This window comes from Streptomyces wuyuanensis, from assembly GCF_900103455.1.
Lineage (GTDB): Bacteria > Actinomycetota > Actinomycetes > Streptomycetales > Streptomycetaceae > Streptomyces > Streptomyces wuyuanensis.
This window is the reverse complement of record NZ_FNHI01000007.1, coordinates 229,062-247,453: the sequence shown is the minus strand read 5'-3', so window position 1 is coordinate 247,453 and position 18,392 is coordinate 229,062. Positions and strand designations below refer to the sequence as shown.

Below are 18,392 nucleotides of genomic sequence, written 5' to 3'. Positions count from 1 at the left end.
TCCGCGCCTCCGCTCCGACCGCGGGTCGGGGGTGGTGCGGCGGGTGTGCCGGGCGGAAGCCTGTACGGTGCAGGCGCCATTGCCATACGGAGCGTGCTCGTGCATGCTCCCTGGGACGCATGCTCCTTGGCCCGCCGGGAGCAGGACTCCCGGGCTCTGGGCAGGCGAGGAGTGGCGCCGTACCCTTGGGGGTATGGGGTTGGGAAGATGATTCCCGGACAGAGCTCCGCCGCCAACCGTCGCCCTCCCATGAGGATCTGAACGCCGAGACAACCGATGGCCGGTCACGAAATTCCCGAACCCGCGGACCGCAAGCAGGTCGCCGACCCCGTGTCGGATCTGCAGGCGGCGGAACAGTCGCGCCATTCGTGTGATCCCGCCTTCCGGCACGGTGTCGTGGTCGGCTTCGACGGATCGACCTCCAGCGAGCGGGCCTTGGCGTACGCGATCGGCATGGCCAGGCGCTCCGGTTCCGGCCTGATCATCGTGCACGTCGCCAACCGCCTTCCCACCACGGTGTGGGCGGGCTGCGAACCGCCGGTCTTCGTCGACGTCCCGGACCATCGCACCGAGGTGCTGGGGCTCGAACTCGCCTGTGCCGACTACCTCTCCGAGGTTCCGTGGATCCTCGTCGAGCGCGGCGGGGACATCTGCCACGAGCTCGAGGAGGTCGGCCGGGAGTATTCGGCGGACGCCATCGTGGTCGGCTCCACGAACGGCATCGTGGGGCGCATTTTCGGCTCGGTCGCCGGACGGCTGGCCCGCCGCGCACAGCGGCCCGTCATCGTCATCCCGTAGCCCCCAAGAGGCCGCTCGAACCCCTTTCGCATCATCGTTCTCGCAGGTCGGGGCGGGTTTTGTAACTTTTTGACGACCGTCATGGCTACTCATCCGTACGGGGTGGATTGTGCGCTTGTGAAGGGTAGATAAGGGTGGCTGGGAATCAGCACCAAGCGCGCACGAAGGGAGCCCGCCGTGGACAAGGACGTCTCCGCGGGAAGCGCCACGTCAACCACTCTCGGCCACCTCGCACTGGGCCTGACGCTGCTGGCGTTCGGGGTCGGCAACACCGGTGTGATCGACAATGTCGCGGCGTCCGACGCCGCAGCCCTCGCGACCTGGGTGGGCGGGGTCGCACTGTTCGTCGTCGGGTTGCTCGAGTTCCGTGCGGGCAACGGCGGTACGGGTACGGCCTTCGCGGGCCTCGGTGCCTTCTGGTTCACCTGGGGGACCGGCACCGGCGCGGAGGTCTCGGCGGAGGCCGCCGGGCTGTTCATGCTCCTGTTCGCGCTCCTGGCGCTCACGCTCACCGCGGGCGCGTCCGGCAGCGGGATCCTCGGCCAGGGCGTGTACGGGCTGCTGTGCGTGTCGATGCTGCTCCTCGCGATCGCCTCGTTCGCGGGTAACGACGGGCTGGCGAAGGCCGGCGGCTGGGCCGCCGCGGTCGCGGGTCTCGTGGCCTGGTACGGCGCCACCGCGGCGCTGGCGCACTGGCCCACCTTCTCGGGGCGTGCCGCAGGCCGGGGTGTGACGGCCACCGGCTGAGCGGCGGGCCGCCGGCGTGACCGTTCGACGCCGACGACGAAAGAGGCGACCCCCTTGCGGCACTGGTGGCGTGCGCAAGGGGGTCGCCGTCTGCCGGCGCGGGGCCGGGCGGGGACTACTCGACGGTGACCGACTTGGCCAGGTTGCGCGGCTTGTCGATGTCCCGGCCGAGGGCCAGGGCCGTGTGGTAGGCGAGGAGCTGGAGCGGGATGCCCATGAGGATCGGGTCCAGCTCGTCCTCGTTCTTGGGGACGAGGATCGTGTGGTCGGCCTTCTCCTGCTCCTGGTGGGCGACCGCGAGGATCCGGCCGCTGCGGGCCTTGATCTCCTCCAGCGCGGCGCGGTTCTTCTCCAGCAGCTCGTCGTCGGGGACGATGGCGACCGTCGGCAGCGCCGGCTCGATCAGCGCCAGCGGGCCGTGCTTCAGCTCGGAGGCCGGGTATGCCTCGGCGTGGATGTAGGAGATCTCCTTGAGCTTCAGGGAGGCCTCCAGGGCCACCGGGTAGCCGCGGACCCGGCCGATGAACATCATCGACTTGGCGTCGGCGTACTCGTCCGCCAGCTTCTTGATCTCGTCCTCGGACTCGAGGATCTCGGAGATCTGGGCGGGCAGCCTGCGCAGGCCCTCGATGATCCGCTTGCCGTCGGCGACGGACAGGTCGCGGATGCGGCCCAGGTGCAGTGCGAGCAGCGCGAAGGCGACCACCGTGTTGGTGAAGCACTTGGTGGAGACGACGCAGACCTCCGGGCCGGCGTGCACGTACACGCCGCCGTCCGTCTCGCGGGCGATCGCGGAGCCGACCACGTTCACGACGCCGAGGACGCGGGCGCCCTTGCGCTTGAGCTCCTGGACGGCCGCGAGCACGTCGTAGGTCTCACCGGACTGGGAGACGGCGATGTAGAGGGTGTCGGGGTCCACCACCGGGTTGCGGTAGCGGAACTCGGACGCCGGCTCGGAGTCCGCGGGGATACGGGCCAGGGACTCGATGAGCCCGGCGCCGATCAGACCCGCGTGGTACGAGGTGCCGCAGCCGAGGATCTTGACGCGGCGGATGCCGCGGGCCTCGCGGGCGTCCAGGTTCAGGCCGCCCAGGTGCACGGTGGAGAACCGGTCGTCGATGCGGCCGCGCAGCACGCGGTCCACGGCGTCCGGCTGCTCCGAGATCTCCTTGTGCATGTACGTGTCGTGGCCGCCCATGTCGTACGAGGCGGCCTCCCACTCGACGGTCTCGGGGGTGGCGGTGGTCGTCGCGCCGCTGGTGGTGTAGGTCCGGAAGTCGTCGGCCTTCAGGGTGGCCATCTCGCCGTCGTTGAGGGTGACGACCTGGCGGGTGTGGGCGATCAGCGCGGCGACGTCGGAGGCGACGAGCATCTCCTTCTCGCCGATGCCGAGGATGACGGGGGAGCCGTTGCGCGCGACCACGATGCGGTCGTTGAAGTCGGCGTGCATGACGGCGATGCCGTAGGTGCCCTCGATGACCTTGACCGCCTCGCGGACCTTCTCCTCCAGGGTCTCGGCCTGGGAGCGGGCGATCAGGTGGGTGATCACCTCGGTGTCGGTCTCGGAGGCGAAGACGACACCGTCGGCCTCCAGCTTGGCGCGCAGCTCGTCGGCGTTGTCGACGATGCCGTTGTGGACGACGGCGACCTTGTTCTCGGGGTCCAGGTGCGGGTGCGAGTTGATGTCGCTCGGGGCGCCGTGGGTGGCCCAGCGGGTGTGGGCGATGCCGGTGGTGCCGGTGAAGCGCTTGGGGACCCGGGCCTCCAGGTCGCGGACGCGGCCCTTGGCCTTGACCATCTTCAGGCCGGTGCTCTTGGGGCTGGTGATCACCATGCCCGCGGAGTCGTAACCCCGGTACTCCAGCCGCGCCAGGCCCTCCAGCAGCAGCGGCGCGACGTCGCGCTTCCCGATGTAACCGACGATTCCGCACATAGAGTCTCTGCCCCTCCAACGACGTTCGTGTGTGTGCCCGGCCACGCCGCGCTGTGTGCGCGGTGTACGCGGCCTTCGCGGCGGCTCAGCCGTAGACGATGCGGCGCAGCTGCCGGAGCGAGAGCTCCGGAGGAGCCACCGCGCGGTACGGCAGCTCGGCCGCGATCCGCTCGAAGATCTCGGTGTTCACGCCTCCGCCGGCCTGCAGCTCCCGGTGGCGACGGCGCACGAACTCCTCGGTCGTCTCGTCGAAAAACGCCAGCACGTCCAGCACCACCCGGGCCGCCTCACCGCGCTGGAGCGCGGTGCTGCGCACCAGATGGTCGATGAGGTCGTCATGCGACGTGCGACGTTCGAGCACCCGTAGATATTGGGGCGCCACAGGGCCTGAACGCAAGATTCCTGCCCGTTTTCGGGCAGATTCCTGCGTGATCATGGTTACAGTCGCTGTTTACGCCCGTCTTGCGGGGTTGCTCGCCGAACCGCTCACATGCGCTTGAGGACGGCCTGCTTGGCCGTGGAGAACTCCTCGTCGGTCAGTATCCCCGCCCGGTGCAGTTCCCCGAGTTCCCGCAGCCGCCGCAGCAGCACGTCGTGATCGTCCGCCGCCGGGGCCGCGGCCGGCAGTTCCCCGGGCGTGCGCACGGCGGCGCTCGGGTGCGGGAGCCGGGCGATCACGGCGGCGGCGACGAGGACGGCGGTGTACTCCTTGCGTGACAGGCCCCACAGGTCCAGTGCGTACGGGTCGTGCTTGGCGGGCCTCTGGGCGGACCGGCCGTCGAGCAGGAAACGCAGATGGCCGCTCTCGAGGCCGATCGCCGGCAGCCAGCGCACCCCGCTCACCTCGGAGAGGGGGAAGGTGCTCGCCCCGGACGACGCCTTGGACTCCTCGGCCTTCCAGTTCCACGTCAGACGGATCGTGTCCCCGTCGAAGGAGGCCGTGCCGTCACCGCCGCCGCCCGAGACGGGTACCGCCGGGCCGGGCAGCAGGAAGCGGTCCACGGGTCCGTCCGGGACCTGGTCCAGCAGCAGGGCGTTGCGCAGTTCGTCCACGAAGTACTCGGCCACGCCGCCGCGGTCGCTCTCGACCGGCAGCCGGTAGGGGTCTCCGCTCTCCGGCAGGCGTCCGTCGGCGGCCAGCAGCAGGGGATCGCTGCCGTCCCGCAGCTTCAGCCGCAGCCGCCCGCCGCGGCGCCCGGGCTCGAAGGCGACACCGGCCAACGCCTCCAGCGGGACGGCCAGTTCACCGAGGGCCTGCCGCAGGGGGTGCGTCTTTCCGGTGCCGGGGACGATGCGCACGGTCTGCCCGTCGAAGGCCCACGTGCCGTCCTTCTGGATGATTTCCGCCATTGGAGGATTGTCGCACCGGAGGTGCGGAGTCCAGAGGCGGCGCGAACGGTGCGAAGGGATCCGGGTGGTCTGAACCTGTACCGAGAAGTGGTCTACACCTTGACCGCTCCTGGGGTGCACGGTACGCATGGTGACCGTTCGGTTGCTCAGCACCACAGTCGCCACGCCCCTCGAAGGGACCCAGCCTGTGAGACAGCGCAGAACGCTCCCCCGGCTCCTCGGATCACTCCTGCTCGTCGCGGCCGCCGGCGTCGCCGGTGTCGGCGCGGCCCCCGCTCCCGGACAGGCCCCCGCTCCCGGACCGAGACCGCTCGGCGAGGTCGTGCCGGCACCCGCCTCCGTACGCCCGGCGGGCTCGCCCTACACACTCACGCCGGCCACCCGGATCCACGTCGACGGCGGCTCCCGCGAGGCCCGCCGCATCGCCGCCGCGCTCGCGTCGGTGCTGCGCCCGTCCACCGGGTACGCGCTGCCGGTCACCGACGACGGCGGCCGCGGCGGCATCCGGCTCGTGCTCGGTTCGCGCGACAGGGGACTCGGGGAGGAGGGCTACCGGCTGGACTCCGGCCGCGGCGGCGTCACCATCACCGCTCGGAAGCCCGCCGGGCTCTTCCACGGCGTCCAGACGCTCCGCCAGCTGCTGCCCGCCGCCGTCGAGAAGGACACCCGCCAGGCCGGACCGTGGCAGGTCCCCGGCGGGACCATCACCGACGCGCCCCGCTTCGGGCACCGCGGCGCGATGCTCGACGTCTCCCGGCACTTCTTCACCGTCGACCAGGTCAAGCGCTACATCGACCAGTTGGCGCTCTACAAGATCAACAAACTGCATCTGCACCTCTCCGACGACCAGGGCTGGCGCATCGCCATCGACTCCTGGCCGCGGCTCGCCACCTACGGCGGGTCCACCCAGGTCGGCGGCGGCCCCGGCGGCCACTACACCAAGGCCCAGTACAAGGAGCTGGTCGCGTACGCCGGCTCCCGCTACATGGAGGTGGTCCCGGAGATCGACATGCCGGGCCACACCAACGCGGCCCTCGCCTCCTACGCCGAGCTGAACTGCGACGGTGTCGCCCCGCCGCTCTACACCGGCACGGCGGTCGGATTCAGCTCGCTGTGCGTGCCCAAGGCCGTCACCTACGACTTCGTGGACGACGTCGTGCGCGAACTGGCCGCGATGACACCCGGGAGGTACCTCCACATCGGCGGCGACGAGGCCCACTCCACCAGCCACGAGGACTATGTGGCGTTCATGGACCGGGCGCAGGCGGCCGTCGCCGAGCACGGCAAGACGGTCGTCGGCTGGCACCAGCTGACCGGAGCCACGCCCGCCGAGGGCGCGGTCGCGCAGTACTGGGGTCTGGACGGCACGAGCGCCGCGGAGAAGGAGCAGGTCGCGAAGGCCGCGCGGAACGGCACCAGGATCGTCCTGTCGCCCGCCGACCGGATCTACCTCGACATGAAGTACCACAAGGACACCCCCCTCGGTCTGGCCTGGGCGGGATACGTCGAGGTCCAGCGCTCCTACGACTGGGACCCGGGCGCCTATCTGCCGGGTGCGCCCGCGTCCGCTATCGCCGGGGTCGAGGCGCCGCTGTGGACCGAGACCCTCGCCACCAGCGACCAGCTGGAGTTCATGGCGTTCCCGAGGCTGCCCGGGGTCGCCGAGCTCGGCTGGTCCCCGGCGTCCACGCACGACTGGGACGCCTACAAGGTGCGGCTCGCGGCGCAGGGGCCGCGGATGTCGGCGCTCGGCATCGACTACTACCGCTCGCCGCAGGTGCCCTGGCCCGCAGGCTGACACGGCCGTGAGCGGGCCCGCGCGGCACGGGGAGCGAGCACGCCGCCCGCGGCCCGAAGCGGCGGGCACGCGGGCGGCGCGAGGGAGCGGGCGCCCGGCGGAGGACCGTACTCCGCCGGGCGCCCGCCCGGTCTGTGGCCCGTGAGGGCCGGGGCGTGCGTGGAAGTCCCACCCGCCCCCGCCCCGCGGGCGGACGGAGCTACTTGCGCCGCACTTCCCGGCGGAACCGTGCGATCGGGTTCTCCAGATCGCCCACCAGCTGGAGGGCGCCCGACGGGTCGGCCAGGTCCACCATCTGCTTGTTGTTGCGCAGCTGGAGCCGGTTGAGGCAGGACAGCGCGAACTCCGGGGCGAACATGTCGTACTGGGCGAACCTCTCCTTCAGGTGCGGCATCGACGCCTGGTATCCGCCGACGCACTCGGCGACCGTCCGCCAGAACGCGTCCTCGTCCAGCACGCCCTCCGTGACCAGCGCGGCGGCGAGGAACCGGAAGAAGCAGTCGAAGACGTCGGTGAACACCGACAGCAGCTTCATGTTCTCCGGGACCTCGGCGCGCACCCGCTCGACCGCGGGCGGAAGGACCGCGTCCGGGTCCATCACGCAGATCTCCTCGGCGATGTCCTTGAAGATCGCGCGCTGCACCGCGCCGTCCTCGCCGAGCACCAGGATGACGTTCTCCCCGTGCGGCATGTAGACGAGGTCGTACGCGTAGAAGCAGTGCAGCACCGGAAGCAGGTACGCGTCCAGGTAGCGGCGCAGCCACACCTCGGGCGGCAGTCCCGACTCGCCGATCAGCGCGCCGGCGAAGGACTTCCCGGAGCGGTCGGTGTGCAGCAGCGAGGCCATCGTCGCCAGCCGCTCGCCGTCCTCCAGGGTGTCCACCGGGCTCTCGCGCCAGAGCGCGGCCAGCATCTTGCGGTAGGGGGAGAAGCGGTCCGTGGCGGCCTCGTACTCCAGGTGCCGGTACCCGACCGCGGCCCGCTCGCGGATGATCGAGAAGCGCGCCGCCGTCAGTACGTCGTCGCTCGCGATCAGCCCGGCGAGCCAGTCGTTGATGGCGGGCGTGGCCTCCATGTACGCGGCCGACAGGCCCCGCATGAATCCCATGTTGATGACGGACATCGCCGTCTTCACATAGTGCTTGGAGGGGTCGCTGGTGTTGAAGAAGGTGCGGATCGACTGCTGCGCCAGGTACTCGTCGTCGCCCTCGCCGAGCGGCACCAGCCGCTGCCGGGCCACTTCGGCGGCGAAGGTGACGGAGAGCTTGTTCCACCACTGCCAGGGGTGGACGGGCATCAGCAGGTAGTCCGCCGGGTCCAGTCCGAGACCGCGCAGCCGGGCGTCGAAACGGTCGAGCGTCTCCGGACCCAGCTCGGCACGCATCAGGTTCTCGTAGCCGAGGTCGGTGCAGGAGGTGAACGCGGCGCGCGAGCGGTGAGCGGCAACCCACAGCAGCCGGACCGGGGCCGCGGCCTCCGGCGCGTACCGGTGGTACTCGTGGATGCCGAAGCCGAGCCGTCCGTTGTTGGCGACGAAACAGGGATGGCCCTCGGTCATCCCGGTCTCGATGTCCTGGAAACCGGCCCGGCTGAGCTCGTCCGCGGACACCTCGGGTTTGGTGAGCTTGTACGCCGTGCCGGACAGGGTGGAGGAGATCTCCTCCAGGTACACCGGCAGGATCTCGTCGGACAGGCCCAGGGCGCCGCGCAGCTCATTGAAGAACTCCAGTGCGTCCAGGGGGAGTTCCGAACCGTCGCGGTGCCGGGACACGGAGTCCGCCTCGACCTGCCAGTGATCGAGGGCCAGCCGCCCGGCGGTGAACCGGTACTCGGTCCTGCCGTCGTCGCTGAACACCGCGTAGCGGCCCTCCCCGAGGTCCCTCGGTGCGAGCAGCCGCTCGTGGGAGAACTCGGCGAGGCCCTTGCGGATCAGCAGTCTGTTGGCCTCGGCCCACAGCTCGGGGGTGAGGTGGGAGACGCTGTCGATCGCCGTGCTCATCGCGGCACCTCCGCATCGCCGACGGCCGCTTCGAACTGCTCGCGCGTGCAGAAGCTCAGCAGCGCCGTCTTCTCGGGCTTCCGGATCTCGCGCTCGGGGACGAAGCCGACGGCCTCGTTGAGCGCGTGCACGGCCTTGTTGCCGACGTCCGGCTCGACGACGACCCGTCGCGTCGCCGGGTCGGCGAACAGCTCCCGCATCACCGCGGTGATCACGGCCCGGGTGAAGCCGTGCACCGGGGTGTCCGTCGGGGCGACCAGGAAGTGCATGCCGACGTCGCCCGGCCCGGGCTCGTAGAGACCGACCAACTCCACATGGCGCGGGTCGTAGCGCTCCATCAGGAAGGCGGGTTCGCCGTCGTGCAGCCCGATGAAGGCGTCGTGGTGCTCGTGCGCGGCGATCCTCATGTACTCGCGCTCGACGTCCTCCAGCTTCGCGTCCTGCATCATCCAGAAGGCGGCCTTGGGGTCGGTGACCCAGCGGTGCAGCAGCTCGGCGTCTGCTATCGGGTCGAGGGGACGGACGGAGAACGTCCCCAGGGCGGCGGCGGTGGTGCTCATACGGCGAACTCCTGGAACGCGATGGTCTTCTCCACGGGGTAGTACTCACTGCCGAGCATCTCGGCGATGATGTACGCGTTGCGGTACGCGCCCATGCCCAGGTCGGGCGAGGTGATGGAGTGCGTGTGCACCCCCGCGTTCTGCAGGAAGACGCCGCGCCCCGTGGTGTCGATCGAGTAGTTGCGGGCGACGTCGAAGCGGCCCCGGCCGTCCCAGCGCAGCCGGTCGTGCACGGGCTCCAGGAACGCGGGGGTGACGTACTTGTAGCCCGTGGCGAGGATCAGGCCCTCGGTCCGGATCTCGAAGTCCTTCTCCTGCTCCTCCTGGCGCAGACCCAGCGTGTAAGCGCCGTTCTCGTAGGAGGCCGTGCACAGCGCCGTGTTGGTGAGCAGACGCGTCGGCACCGGACCGCCGAGGTTCTTCTGGTAGAGCAGGTCGAAGATCTCGTTGATGAGGTCTCCGTCGATGCCCTTGAAGAGGTTCTTCTGCTGGGTCTCCAGCCGGTAGCGGGTGGCCTCCGGCAGCGCGTGGAAGTAGTCCACGTACTCGGGGGAGGTCATCTCCAGGGTCAGTTTGGTGTACTCCAGCGGGAAGAACCGCGGGGAGCGGGTGACCCAGTTGAGCCGGTACCCGTGGACGTCGATCTCGGCGAGGAGGTCGTAGTAGATCTCCGCGGCGCTCTGGCCGCTGCCGACGAGGGTGATCGACTCCTTCTTCCGCAGCTCCTCCTTGGCCTGGAGGTAGCGGGAGTTGTGGACGAAGTCGCCGCCGAGCTCCCGGCAGGAGTCCGGGACGTACGGCGGGGTGCCGGTGCCCAGGACGAGTCTGCGTGCCCGGAACGTTTCGCCGGCGGCGGTGCGGACGGCGTACACCTCGTCCTCCGCCTCGTACTCGACCCTGGTGACCGTGGTGCCGAAGCGGATGCTGCTCAGCTTGGCGGCGGCCCAGCGGCAGTAGTCGTTGTACTCGGTCCGCAGCGGGTAGAAGTTCTCGCGGATGTAGAACGAGTAGAGCCGGCCCTTCTCCTTCAGGTAGTTGAGGAAGGAGTAAGGCGACGTCGGATCGGCGAGCGTGACCAGGTCCGACATGAACGGGGTCTGCAGGTGGGCGCCGTCGAGGAACATGCCCGAGTGCCACTCGAAGTCCGGCTTGGACTCCAGGAAGAGACCGTTCAGCTCGTCGACGGGCTCGGTCAGGCAGGCCAGGCCGAGGTTGAACGGACCGAGTCCGATACCGATGAAATCGTGGATGCCACGGTGCTCAGGAGGCGTGGACAAGGTTCTCTCCAAGGTACTGCTCGGCGTGACCGGCTATGAGGTCGAGGACGGCGGCGATGTCGGCCACGGTCGTCTCGGGGTTCAGCAGGGTGAATTTCAGGTACTGGCGGCCGTCGACCTTGGTCCCGGCGACGACGGCCTCCCCGGAGGCGAACAGGGCCTTGCGGGCGTACAGGTTGGCGCGGTCGATCTCCGTGGGGGAGGTGACCTGCTCCGGGACGTAGCGGAAGACGAGGGTGGACAGCTGGGGCTCGACGACGACGTCGTAGCGGGGGTCGCCGGCGAGCAGCCGCCAGCCCTCGGCGGCGAGGTCGCACACCTCGTCGAAGAGCTGTCCGACACCGTCCGCACCCATGACGCGCAGCGTCATCCACAGCTTGAGGGCGTCGAAGCGGCGGGTGGTCTGGAGGGACTTGTCCACCTGGTTGGGGATCCTCCCCCGTAGCCCTTCGGGCACGGGAGGTGCCCCCACCTCCACGGTCGGCGCGGGGTTGAGGTAGTCCGCGTGGTAGGTGGCGTGCCGCAGCGTGGCGCCGTCCCGCACCAGCAGGGCGGAGGAACTCACCGGCTGGAAGAAGGACTTGTGGTAGTCGACGGTCACCGAGTCGGCGTGCTGGACGCCCTCCAGGAGGCCGCGCCGGGTCGGTGAGGCGAGGAGGCCGCAGCCGTAGGCGGCGTCGACGTGCATCCAGGCGCCGTACTCGTCGCAGAGCGCGGCGATCTCGGGCAGCGGGTCGATGGAGCCGAAGTCGGTGGTGCCTGCGGTGGCGACGACCGCCATCGGGACCAGCCCGGCGCGCCGGCACTTCTCCAGTTCCGCCGCGAGGGCGACGGTCTGCATGCGCCGGTCGCGGTCGACGGGCACGGACACGACGGCGTCCTGGCCGACGCCCAGGAGGGTGGCGGACTTCTGGACGCTGAAGTGGCTGCACTCGGAGGAGAAGATGCGCAGCTTCGACAGGTCGTCCGTCTTGGCCTCCTCGCGGGCGAGGAGCATCGCCTGGAGGTTGGACTGGGTGCCGCCGCTTGTGAAGACGCCGTCGGCGGCCGGGCCGAGGCCGATGCGGCCGGTGGTCCAGTCGATGAGCTTGCGCTCGATCAGAGTGCCGCCGGCGCTCTGGTCCCAGGTGTCCAGCGAGGAGTTGACGGCGGAGAGGACGGCCTCGCCCAGCACGGCGGGGATGACGACCGGGCAGTTGAGGTGGCCGAGGTAGCGGGGGTGGTGGAAGTAGACCGCGTCGCGCAGGTACACCCGCTCCAGCTCGTCCAGCGCGGCGGAGGAGTCGCCGAGCGGCTGGTCGAGGTCGACGGCGGCGATCGTCGGGGCCAGCTCGTCCGGGGTCACTCCCGTGAACGGCCGCTTGGTCGTGGCGAGTTTGTTCGCCACCCGCTCGACTCCTTCGGTCACGGAGCTGCGGTAGAGCTCCGCCGTTGTGTCGTTGAGCAGGTGCGCGCGCATGGTGGGGGTCCTCCCGGTGCGGGGACGTGACAGGACCGCCCCCTGGGGCAGGGGCGGGCGCTGAGGCGACTGGGACTTAGGTTAGCCTAACCTGAATGCTTGGCTCCGTCCGCCCCTACTCCCCAGAAAGGAAAGCGAGTTGGCTCACACCCGGAGCCGGCGCCCTGTTCCGTGGAGTGCACGGCAGCGCGGCCCCGTCGCAGGCGTGACGGGGCCGCGGTCAACGGCGTGGAGCGGGACGGAGGTCGGGGTCTACGCGTCGTCGTCGGGTGTCTCGCGCAGCGCGTCCTCGCTGAGGCCCCTGCGCCAGTAGCCGACGAAGGTGACCCGGCGGCGGTCGAGTCCGCGCTCGTTCACGAGATGGCGGCGCAGCGCCCTCACGGATCCCGACTCGCCCGCGATCCAGGCGTACGGGGCGGAGCCGGCGAACTCGGCGGCGCGCACGGCCTCGACGGCGGGCGGCGCGCCCTCGTCCCGCACCAGCCAGGTGACGTCGGCGTCGGCGGCGGTCACCAGGTCCGTCCGGTCACCGGCGTGCGGGACCTCGATCCAGACCTGCGCCCGGATCCCGGCGGGCAGCCACTCCAGGATGGCCGAAGCGGCGGGCAGGGCCGTCTCGTCCGCCCAGATCACCACCGAGTCGGCGTCCTCCGGCAGCCGGAAGCGGACCGCGGTGTTGTCGGCGATCGCGGGCCCGAGGATCGTCACCCGGTCACCGGCGGAAGCTTTCTGCGCCCAGCGGCAGGCCGGCCCGCCGTCCTCGTGCACGGCGAAGTCGATGTCGATCTCGCCGTGTTCACCGGCGTCGGGCCGCTGCTCGCGCACCGTGTACGAGCGCAGCACGGCACGCTCGTCGTCCGGCAGCGCCCGCCAGGCGCCGAGGCGCGCGTACATGTCCTCCTCGCCGGGGAGCGGGACGACGGGTTCCTCCTGTCCCGGGTGCGGCAGGAAGAGCGAGAGTGACTGGTCGCGCCCGCCGGAGGCGAACCCTTCGAGGGCCTCGCCCCCGAAGGTGACCCGGATCAGCGACGGGCCGAGCCGCCGCGTCCGCACGACCTGGAGAGGGAAGAAGCGAAACGGGGCGGCTACGGCTGTCGGCATGGTCAGGCGACCTTCTTCGCGTTCTCGATGGCCTTGGCCAGGTCCTCGAGGATCGGCGTGCACTTCTCGTACGAGTAGATCGGCTCGGTCACGCGCGGGATGACCTGGCCGGCCTTGACGGCGGGCAGCTGGGCCCAGGTCGGCTTGGATTTCAGGGCCTCGGGCTGGAGGGCCGAGGCGCGGTTGTCCATCATGATGACGTCGGCCTTGTACTTGTCGACGTTCTCCCAGCTGAGGCCCTCGAACCAGCCGCCGGCGTCCAGCTTGTCGGGCGTCACGAAGTTGACGCCGAGCTCCTTGAAGTAGAGCGTGTCGGTCGGCCGGGCCGGGGTCGAGATGTAGAACAGGTCGGCGCTCGCCGAGCCGATCAGCACCTTGATCTCGGGCTTGGCCTTCGCGGCGGCGCGCAGCCGGGCGGCGGCCTTCTCGAAGGCGGCCTTGGCGTCCGTGACCTTCTTGGTCCTGACGTCGGCGCCCAGGGACTCGGCCAACTCGACGTGGCGCTGCAGGACCTTCGGCATCGAGTGGTCCGAGGCCCACAGGGCGACGCTCGGGGCCAGCTTCAGGATCTTGTCCTTGGACTGGTCCGGCACGTACCAGAGGGCGTCCTTCTCCCACATGTCGGTGATGAGCACGTCGGGCGCGAGCGCCGCGTACTGCTCGACGTTGAACTCGCCCCAGACGTTGCCGAGGACCTTGACCTTGTCGATGTCGAGGTCGCCCGCCTGGACGTCCGGGGTCTTGGTGCCCTTGGCCTTGTCCTCGACGTAGGTCGGGCCGAAGACGCCCTTCACCTCGATGCCGAAGTCGTGGAGCGCGGCCGCCATGCCGGTGAAGGCGACGATGTTCTTCGGCGTGGCCTTGGTCTTGGCGACCTGGCCGCGGTCGTCCTTGAACTGCCAGGGGCCGGACTTCTTCGCGTCCGAGGCCGACTCGCCCTTGTCCTCGGAACCGCAGGCTGAGAGGGCGGCGGTGAGGCCGAGAGCGCCGCCCGCGGCGAGCAGACCGCGACGGGTGAGGTGGGAAGCGCGGGCATTGGGCATGAAAGGGTTCGCTTTCGGTGCGTGCCGGGGGGCGGCCTCTGAGCAAAGTCGAAGGTAGGTTAGCCTAACCTCAGATCTTGTCGAGAGGGCGCCCCCACGTGACACTGATCACCGCGCCGTGAGCAGCGGGTCGCCGGCGGCGCAGCACCGCCGGACGGCCCGTGCGTCCTACGAGTGCAGCCCCAACTCGCGGGCGACCAGCATCCGCTGGACCTCGCTCGTGCCCTCGCCGATCTCCAGGATCTTGGAGTCGCGCCACATGCGGGCCACCGGGTACTCGTTCATGAAGCCGTACCCGCCGTGGATCTGCGTGGCGTCACGGGCGTTGTCGACGGCGACCGTCGAGGAGTACAGCTTCGCCAGCGCCGCCTCCTTCTTGAACGGCTCGCCGAGGACGAGGCGCGACGCCGCGTCCCGCCAGCCGATCCGGGCCATGTGCGCCCGCATCTCCATGTCGGCGATCTTGAACTGGATGGCCTGGTTGTCGCCGATCGGACGGCCGAAGGCGTGGCGCTCCTTGGCGTACTTCACGGACTCGTCCACACAGCCCTGCGCCAGTCCCGTGGCGAGGGCGGCGATGGCGATGCGGCCCTCGTCGAGGATGCGCAGGAACTGGGCGTAGCCCCGGCCCTCCTCGCCCAGCAGGTTCGCGAACGGCACGCGGACGTCGGAGAAGGACAGCTCTCGGGTGTCCGAGGCGTTCCACCCGACCTTCGAGTACGGGGCGGCGACGGTGAAGCCGGGGGTGCCCGACGGGACGATGATGGAGGAGATCAGCGGCTTGCCCGCGTCCGTGCGGCCGGTGACGGCGGTGACCGTCACCAGGCCCGTGATGTCGGTGCCGGAGTTGGTGATGAAGCACTTGGAGCCGTTGATCACCCACTCGCCGGTCGAATCGTCGCGCACGGCCGTGGTCTTCGTACCCCCGGCGTCCGAACCGGCGTCCGGCTCGGTCAGCCCGAAGGCGCCGAGGATCTCGCCGGAGCAGAGCCGGGGCAGCCACTCGCGCTTCTGCTCCTCGGTGCCGAACCGGAAGACGGGCATGGCGCCGAGCGAGACCCCGGCCTCCAGGGTGATGGCGACGGAGGAGTCGACGCGGGCCAGCTCCTCCAGGGCGATGCCGAGGGCGAGGTAGTCCCCGCCCATCCCGCCGTACTCCTCGGGGAAGGGCAGGCCGAACAGGCCCATCCGGCCCATCTCGCGGACGATCTCGTACGGGAACTCGTGCCGCTCGTAGAAGTCGCCGATCTTGGGGGCGACGACGTCGTGGGCGAACTCCTCGACGGTGCGGCGCAGTTCCTCGTGCTCGGGGGCGAGGCGGTGGTCGAGCGACATGGCTAGGACTCCTTGTGGGAAGCCGTGCCCGCGAGGGCGCGAACGGTGCGTGAGGGGCTGGGACGGCCCAGCCGCTCGGCCATCCACACGCTTGTGGCGGTGAGCCGGCCGAGGTCGACCCCGGTCTCGATGCCGAGGCCGTGGAGCATCCACACGAGGTCTTCGGTGGCGAGGTTCCCGGTGGCGCTCTTCGCGTACGGGCAGCCGCCGAGGCCGCCAGCGGAGGCGTCGACGGTGGTGACGCCGTGCTGGAGCGCCGCGAGGGTGTTGGCCAGTGCCTGGCCGTAGGTGTCGTGGAAGTGCACCCCGATGGCGCTGGTGGGTACGCCTTCCTCGTTCAACAGGGCAAGCAGCGCCTGTACATGGCCCGGGGTGGCGACGCCGATGGTGTCGCCCAGGCTCAGCTCGTCGCAGCCCAGCTCCATCAGCCGCCGGGCCACACGGACGACCTGGTGGACGGGGACCGCGCCCTCCCACGGGTCGCCGAAGCACATCGAGAGATAGCCGCGGACATGGACCTTGTCGTCCTTCGCCCGGGCCACCACGGGCTCGAACATGGCCAGCGACTCGTCGACCGTGCGGTTGAGGTTGCGCGCAGCGAAGGTCTCCGTCGCCGACGCGAAGACGGCGATCCGCCGGGCGCCGAGGGCGACGGCGCGGTCGAGCCCGCGCTCGTTCGGCACGAGGACCGGCAGGTCCACGCCCCCGATGTCGGAGAGCCGCGGGAACAGGTCCTCGGCGTCCGCCAGTTGGGGCACCCACTTGGGGTGGACGAAGCTGGTCGCCTCGACCGTCGTCAGCCCGGCCCCGGCGAGACGGTGGACGAACTCCGCCTTCACCTCGGTCGGGACGACCTCCTTCTCGTTCTGCAGCCCGTCGCGGGGCCCGACCTCGTGGATCCGCACCCGGGGCGGCAGACCGGCGGCGGGCACCTCCATCGGCAGTCCCTCGGTCATGCCGTGTCCTCCTTGCCCTCGTCGCCGTGCGGGGCGACGACCGCCAGGACCTGGTCCATGACGACGGTGGTCCCCGGGGTGACGTCCAGTTCGGTGACGGTCCCGGCGTGCGGGGCGGAGATGACGTGCTCCATCTTCATCGCCTCCACGACGAGCAGGCTCTGGCCCGCGTCGACCTCGTCCCCGACCGCCACCTTCACGACCGTGACGGTGCCGGGCATCGGCGCGGCGAGCGTGTCGGCGCCCTGCCGGGCCGCCCCGCTCAGGCTCGCGGCGACCGGGTCGTGGTCCTGGACGTACCAGGAGTCGCCGTCCCGGCCGAGCCAGGTCCCGCCGGGAGCGGCGGCGTGGTGGAAGGAGTGGGTGAGGCCGTCGATCTCCACGGTGATCGTCGCCGCGCCCGCGGCCGGTGCGGTGTCCTTCGCACGCCGGACGGGCCTCACGGACACCCCGTCCAGCACGGCCTCCGAGCCGCGCAGCCGGACCTCCACCGGGTCGTGGCCCGGTACCCGGAAGTGGTGCACGGTCCACGCGGGTTCACCGCCCAGGCGCCAGCCGCCGGGTACGGAGAACGGGTCCGTCCAGCCGGACGCGTCCACCGGCGCGGGCGTCTCCCGCAGCAGGCCCGCGGCGGCGTACACCTCCGCCGGGACCGTGCCGTCGACGAGGGAGTCCGCCTCCCGCTCGACGAGTCCCGTGTCCAGGTCGCCCGCGACCACATCGGGGTGGGCGAGCAGCCGGCGCAAGAAGCCCGCGTTGGTCGGCACACCCAGGGTGATGTTGTCCGCCAGGGCGGCGCGCAGCTTGCGCAGGGCGGTCGGGCGGTCGGGGCCGTACGCGATGACCTTCGACAGCATCGGGTCGTAGAGGCTGGAGACCTCCGTGCCCTCGCTGAGGCCCGAGTCGGTGCGCACCCCGTCGCCCCGGGGCTCGCTCAGGGAGAGGACCGTGCCGCCCGACGGCAGGAAGCCGCGGGAGGGGTCCTCCGCGCAGATGCGGGCCTCGACCGCGTGGCCCGTGAGCGCGATGTCCTTCTGGCCGAAGGGCAGTTCCTCGCCCGCGGCCACCCGCAGCTGCCACTCCACCAGGTCCAGTCCGGTGACGAGCTCGGTCACCGGGTGCTCGACCTGGAGGCGGGTGTTCATCTCCATGAAGTAGTACGAGGACGGGTCGCCGCCGGGGACGATGAACTCGACGGTGCCCGCGCCGCGGTACCCGCAGGAGCGGGCCGCCTGGACCGCCGCCTCGCCCATCGCCGCCCGGACGCTCTCGTCCAGCAGGACGGAGGGAGCCTCCTCGATGATCTTCTGGTGTCGGCGCTGCAGGGAGCACTCGCGCTCGCCGAGGTGCACCACGTTGCCGTGGCCGTCCGCGAGGACCTGGATCTCGATGTGCCGGGGGCGGTCGATCCAGCGCTCCACCAGCAGGGTGTCGTCGCCGAACGACGCGCGCGCCTCCCGCCGGGCGGCGGCGATCTCCTCCAGCAGGGCCGACTCCACCCGGGTCAGCCGCATGCCCTTGCCGCCGCCGCCCGCCGAGGGCTTCAGCAGCACCGGCATGCCGATCTCCCGGGCGGCCTCGGCCAGTTGGCCGTCCGTCAGGCCCGAGCCGGAGGAGCCCGGCACCACCGGGACACCGGCCGCCCGCACGGTCTCCTTGGCGCGGATCTTGTCGCCCATCAGCGAGATCGCCTCGGCGGACGGCCCGATGAAGACCAGGCCCGCCTCCTCGCAGGCGCGCGCGAACCCCGCGTTCTCCGCGAGGAAGCCGTAGCCCGGGTGGACCGCCTGGGCGCCGGACCGGCGGGCCGCCTCCAGCAGCCGCTCCACGGAGAGATAGCTCTCGGCGGCGGGCGCCGGGCCGAGCCGGACGGCGGTGTCCGCCTCCCGGACGTGCCGGGCGTCGGCGTCGGCGTCGCTGAACACGGCGACCGAGCGGACCCCGAGGGCCCGCAGCGTGCGGATGACGCGGACCGCGATCTCGCCTCGGTTGGCAACCAGCACGGTGTCGAACATCCGCTGTCCTTCGAACGTCAC

At 70.8% G+C, this 18,392-nt stretch carries 15 protein-coding genes; 3 read left to right on the top strand and 12 right to left on the bottom strand.

From position 1 onward, the window contains the following. Positions 1-276: 276 nt before the first annotated feature. Both BLT82_RS13100 and BLT82_RS13095 read left to right on the top strand, forming a co-directional pair. Positions 277-798, top strand: a complete 522-nt coding sequence (locus tag BLT82_RS13100; RefSeq protein ID WP_093654165.1) for a universal stress protein — start codon at positions 277-279, stop codon at positions 796-798. A 177-nt stretch (positions 799-975) separates the two neighbouring features. Continuing rightward, positions 976-1,545, top strand: coding sequence for a GPR1/FUN34/YaaH family transporter (locus tag BLT82_RS13095; protein WP_093654163.1), 570 nt, complete (start codon positions 976-978; stop codon positions 1,543-1,545). A gap of 115 nt (positions 1,546-1,660) precedes the next feature. Here the strand turns inward: BLT82_RS13095 and glmS are convergent, their stop codons facing one another. From glmS to BLT82_RS13080, 3 genes are all read right to left on the bottom strand, one after another. Beyond that, on the bottom strand, positions 1,661-3,478 hold the full coding sequence (gene glmS / locus BLT82_RS13090) for a glutamine--fructose-6-phosphate transaminase (isomerizing) (RefSeq protein ID WP_093654161.1): 1,818 nt from the start codon (positions 3,476-3,478) through the stop codon (positions 1,661-1,663). Positions 3,479-3,563: 85 nt separating this feature from the next. Then, entirely contained in the window at positions 3,564-3,839 is a 276-nt protein-coding gene (locus tag BLT82_RS13085; RefSeq protein WP_093654159.1) for a hypothetical protein, read from the bottom strand. Positions 3,840-3,964: 125 nt separating this feature from the next. Continuing rightward, positions 3,965-4,828 (bottom strand): DUF4429 domain-containing protein, encoded by an 864-nt coding sequence (locus tag BLT82_RS13080; protein WP_093654157.1) that lies wholly within the window; start codon positions 4,826-4,828, stop codon positions 3,965-3,967. A 187-nt stretch (positions 4,829-5,015) separates the two neighbouring features. Here BLT82_RS13080 and BLT82_RS13075 point away from each other — a divergent pair, with 187 nt between their 5' ends. Then, positions 5,016-6,626, top strand: a complete 1,611-nt coding sequence (locus BLT82_RS13075) for a beta-N-acetylhexosaminidase (protein WP_280142471.1) — start codon at positions 5,016-5,018, stop codon at positions 6,624-6,626. Between the two features lie 199 nt (positions 6,627-6,825). On the opposite strand, the gene BLT82_RS13070 is transcribed toward BLT82_RS13075, so the two are convergent. From BLT82_RS13070 to BLT82_RS13030, 9 genes are all read right to left on the bottom strand, one after another. Further along, on the bottom strand, positions 6,826-8,625 hold the full coding sequence (locus BLT82_RS13070; protein ID WP_093654153.1) for an IucA/IucC family protein: 1,800 nt from the start codon (positions 8,623-8,625) through the stop codon (positions 6,826-6,828). After that, positions 8,622-9,185 (bottom strand): GNAT family N-acetyltransferase, encoded by a 564-nt coding sequence (locus BLT82_RS13065; protein ID WP_093654151.1) that lies wholly within the window; start codon positions 9,183-9,185, stop codon positions 8,622-8,624. The genes BLT82_RS13070 and BLT82_RS13065 overlap by 4 nt, the downstream gene beginning before the upstream one ends. After that, positions 9,182-10,462, bottom strand: a complete 1,281-nt coding sequence (locus tag BLT82_RS13060; RefSeq protein ID WP_093654149.1) for a lysine N(6)-hydroxylase/L-ornithine N(5)-oxygenase family protein — start codon at positions 10,460-10,462, stop codon at positions 9,182-9,184. Before BLT82_RS13060 ends, BLT82_RS13065 begins: the two co-directional genes overlap by 4 nt. Continuing rightward, positions 10,446-11,921 (bottom strand): pyridoxal phosphate-dependent decarboxylase family protein, encoded by a 1,476-nt coding sequence (locus BLT82_RS13055; RefSeq protein WP_093654147.1) that lies wholly within the window; start codon positions 11,919-11,921, stop codon positions 10,446-10,448. Before BLT82_RS13055 ends, BLT82_RS13060 begins: the two co-directional genes overlap by 17 nt. A gap of 252 nt (positions 11,922-12,173) precedes the next feature. Then, the gene (locus BLT82_RS13050) at positions 12,174-13,022 is read right to left on the bottom strand and encodes a siderophore-interacting protein (protein ID WP_093654145.1); all 849 of its coding nucleotides are present in this window, start codon (positions 13,020-13,022) and stop codon (positions 12,174-12,176) included. Between the two features lie 2 nt (positions 13,023-13,024). Then, positions 13,025-14,065 (bottom strand): ABC transporter substrate-binding protein, encoded by a 1,041-nt coding sequence (locus BLT82_RS13045; protein WP_093654143.1) that lies wholly within the window; start codon positions 14,063-14,065, stop codon positions 13,025-13,027. A 168-nt stretch (positions 14,066-14,233) separates the two neighbouring features. Further along, positions 14,234-15,400, bottom strand: coding sequence for an acyl-CoA dehydrogenase family protein (locus tag BLT82_RS13040; RefSeq protein ID WP_093654141.1), 1,167 nt, complete (start codon positions 15,398-15,400; stop codon positions 14,234-14,236). A gap of 2 nt (positions 15,401-15,402) precedes the next feature. Beyond that, entirely contained in the window at positions 15,403-16,356 is a 954-nt protein-coding gene (locus tag BLT82_RS13035; protein ID WP_093654139.1) for a hydroxymethylglutaryl-CoA lyase, read from the bottom strand. Beyond that, positions 16,353-18,371, bottom strand: a complete 2,019-nt coding sequence (locus BLT82_RS13030; RefSeq protein WP_093654136.1) for an acetyl-CoA carboxylase biotin carboxylase subunit — start codon at positions 18,369-18,371, stop codon at positions 16,353-16,355. The genes BLT82_RS13035 and BLT82_RS13030 overlap by 4 nt, the downstream gene beginning before the upstream one ends. Positions 18,372-18,392 lie beyond the last annotated feature (21 nt).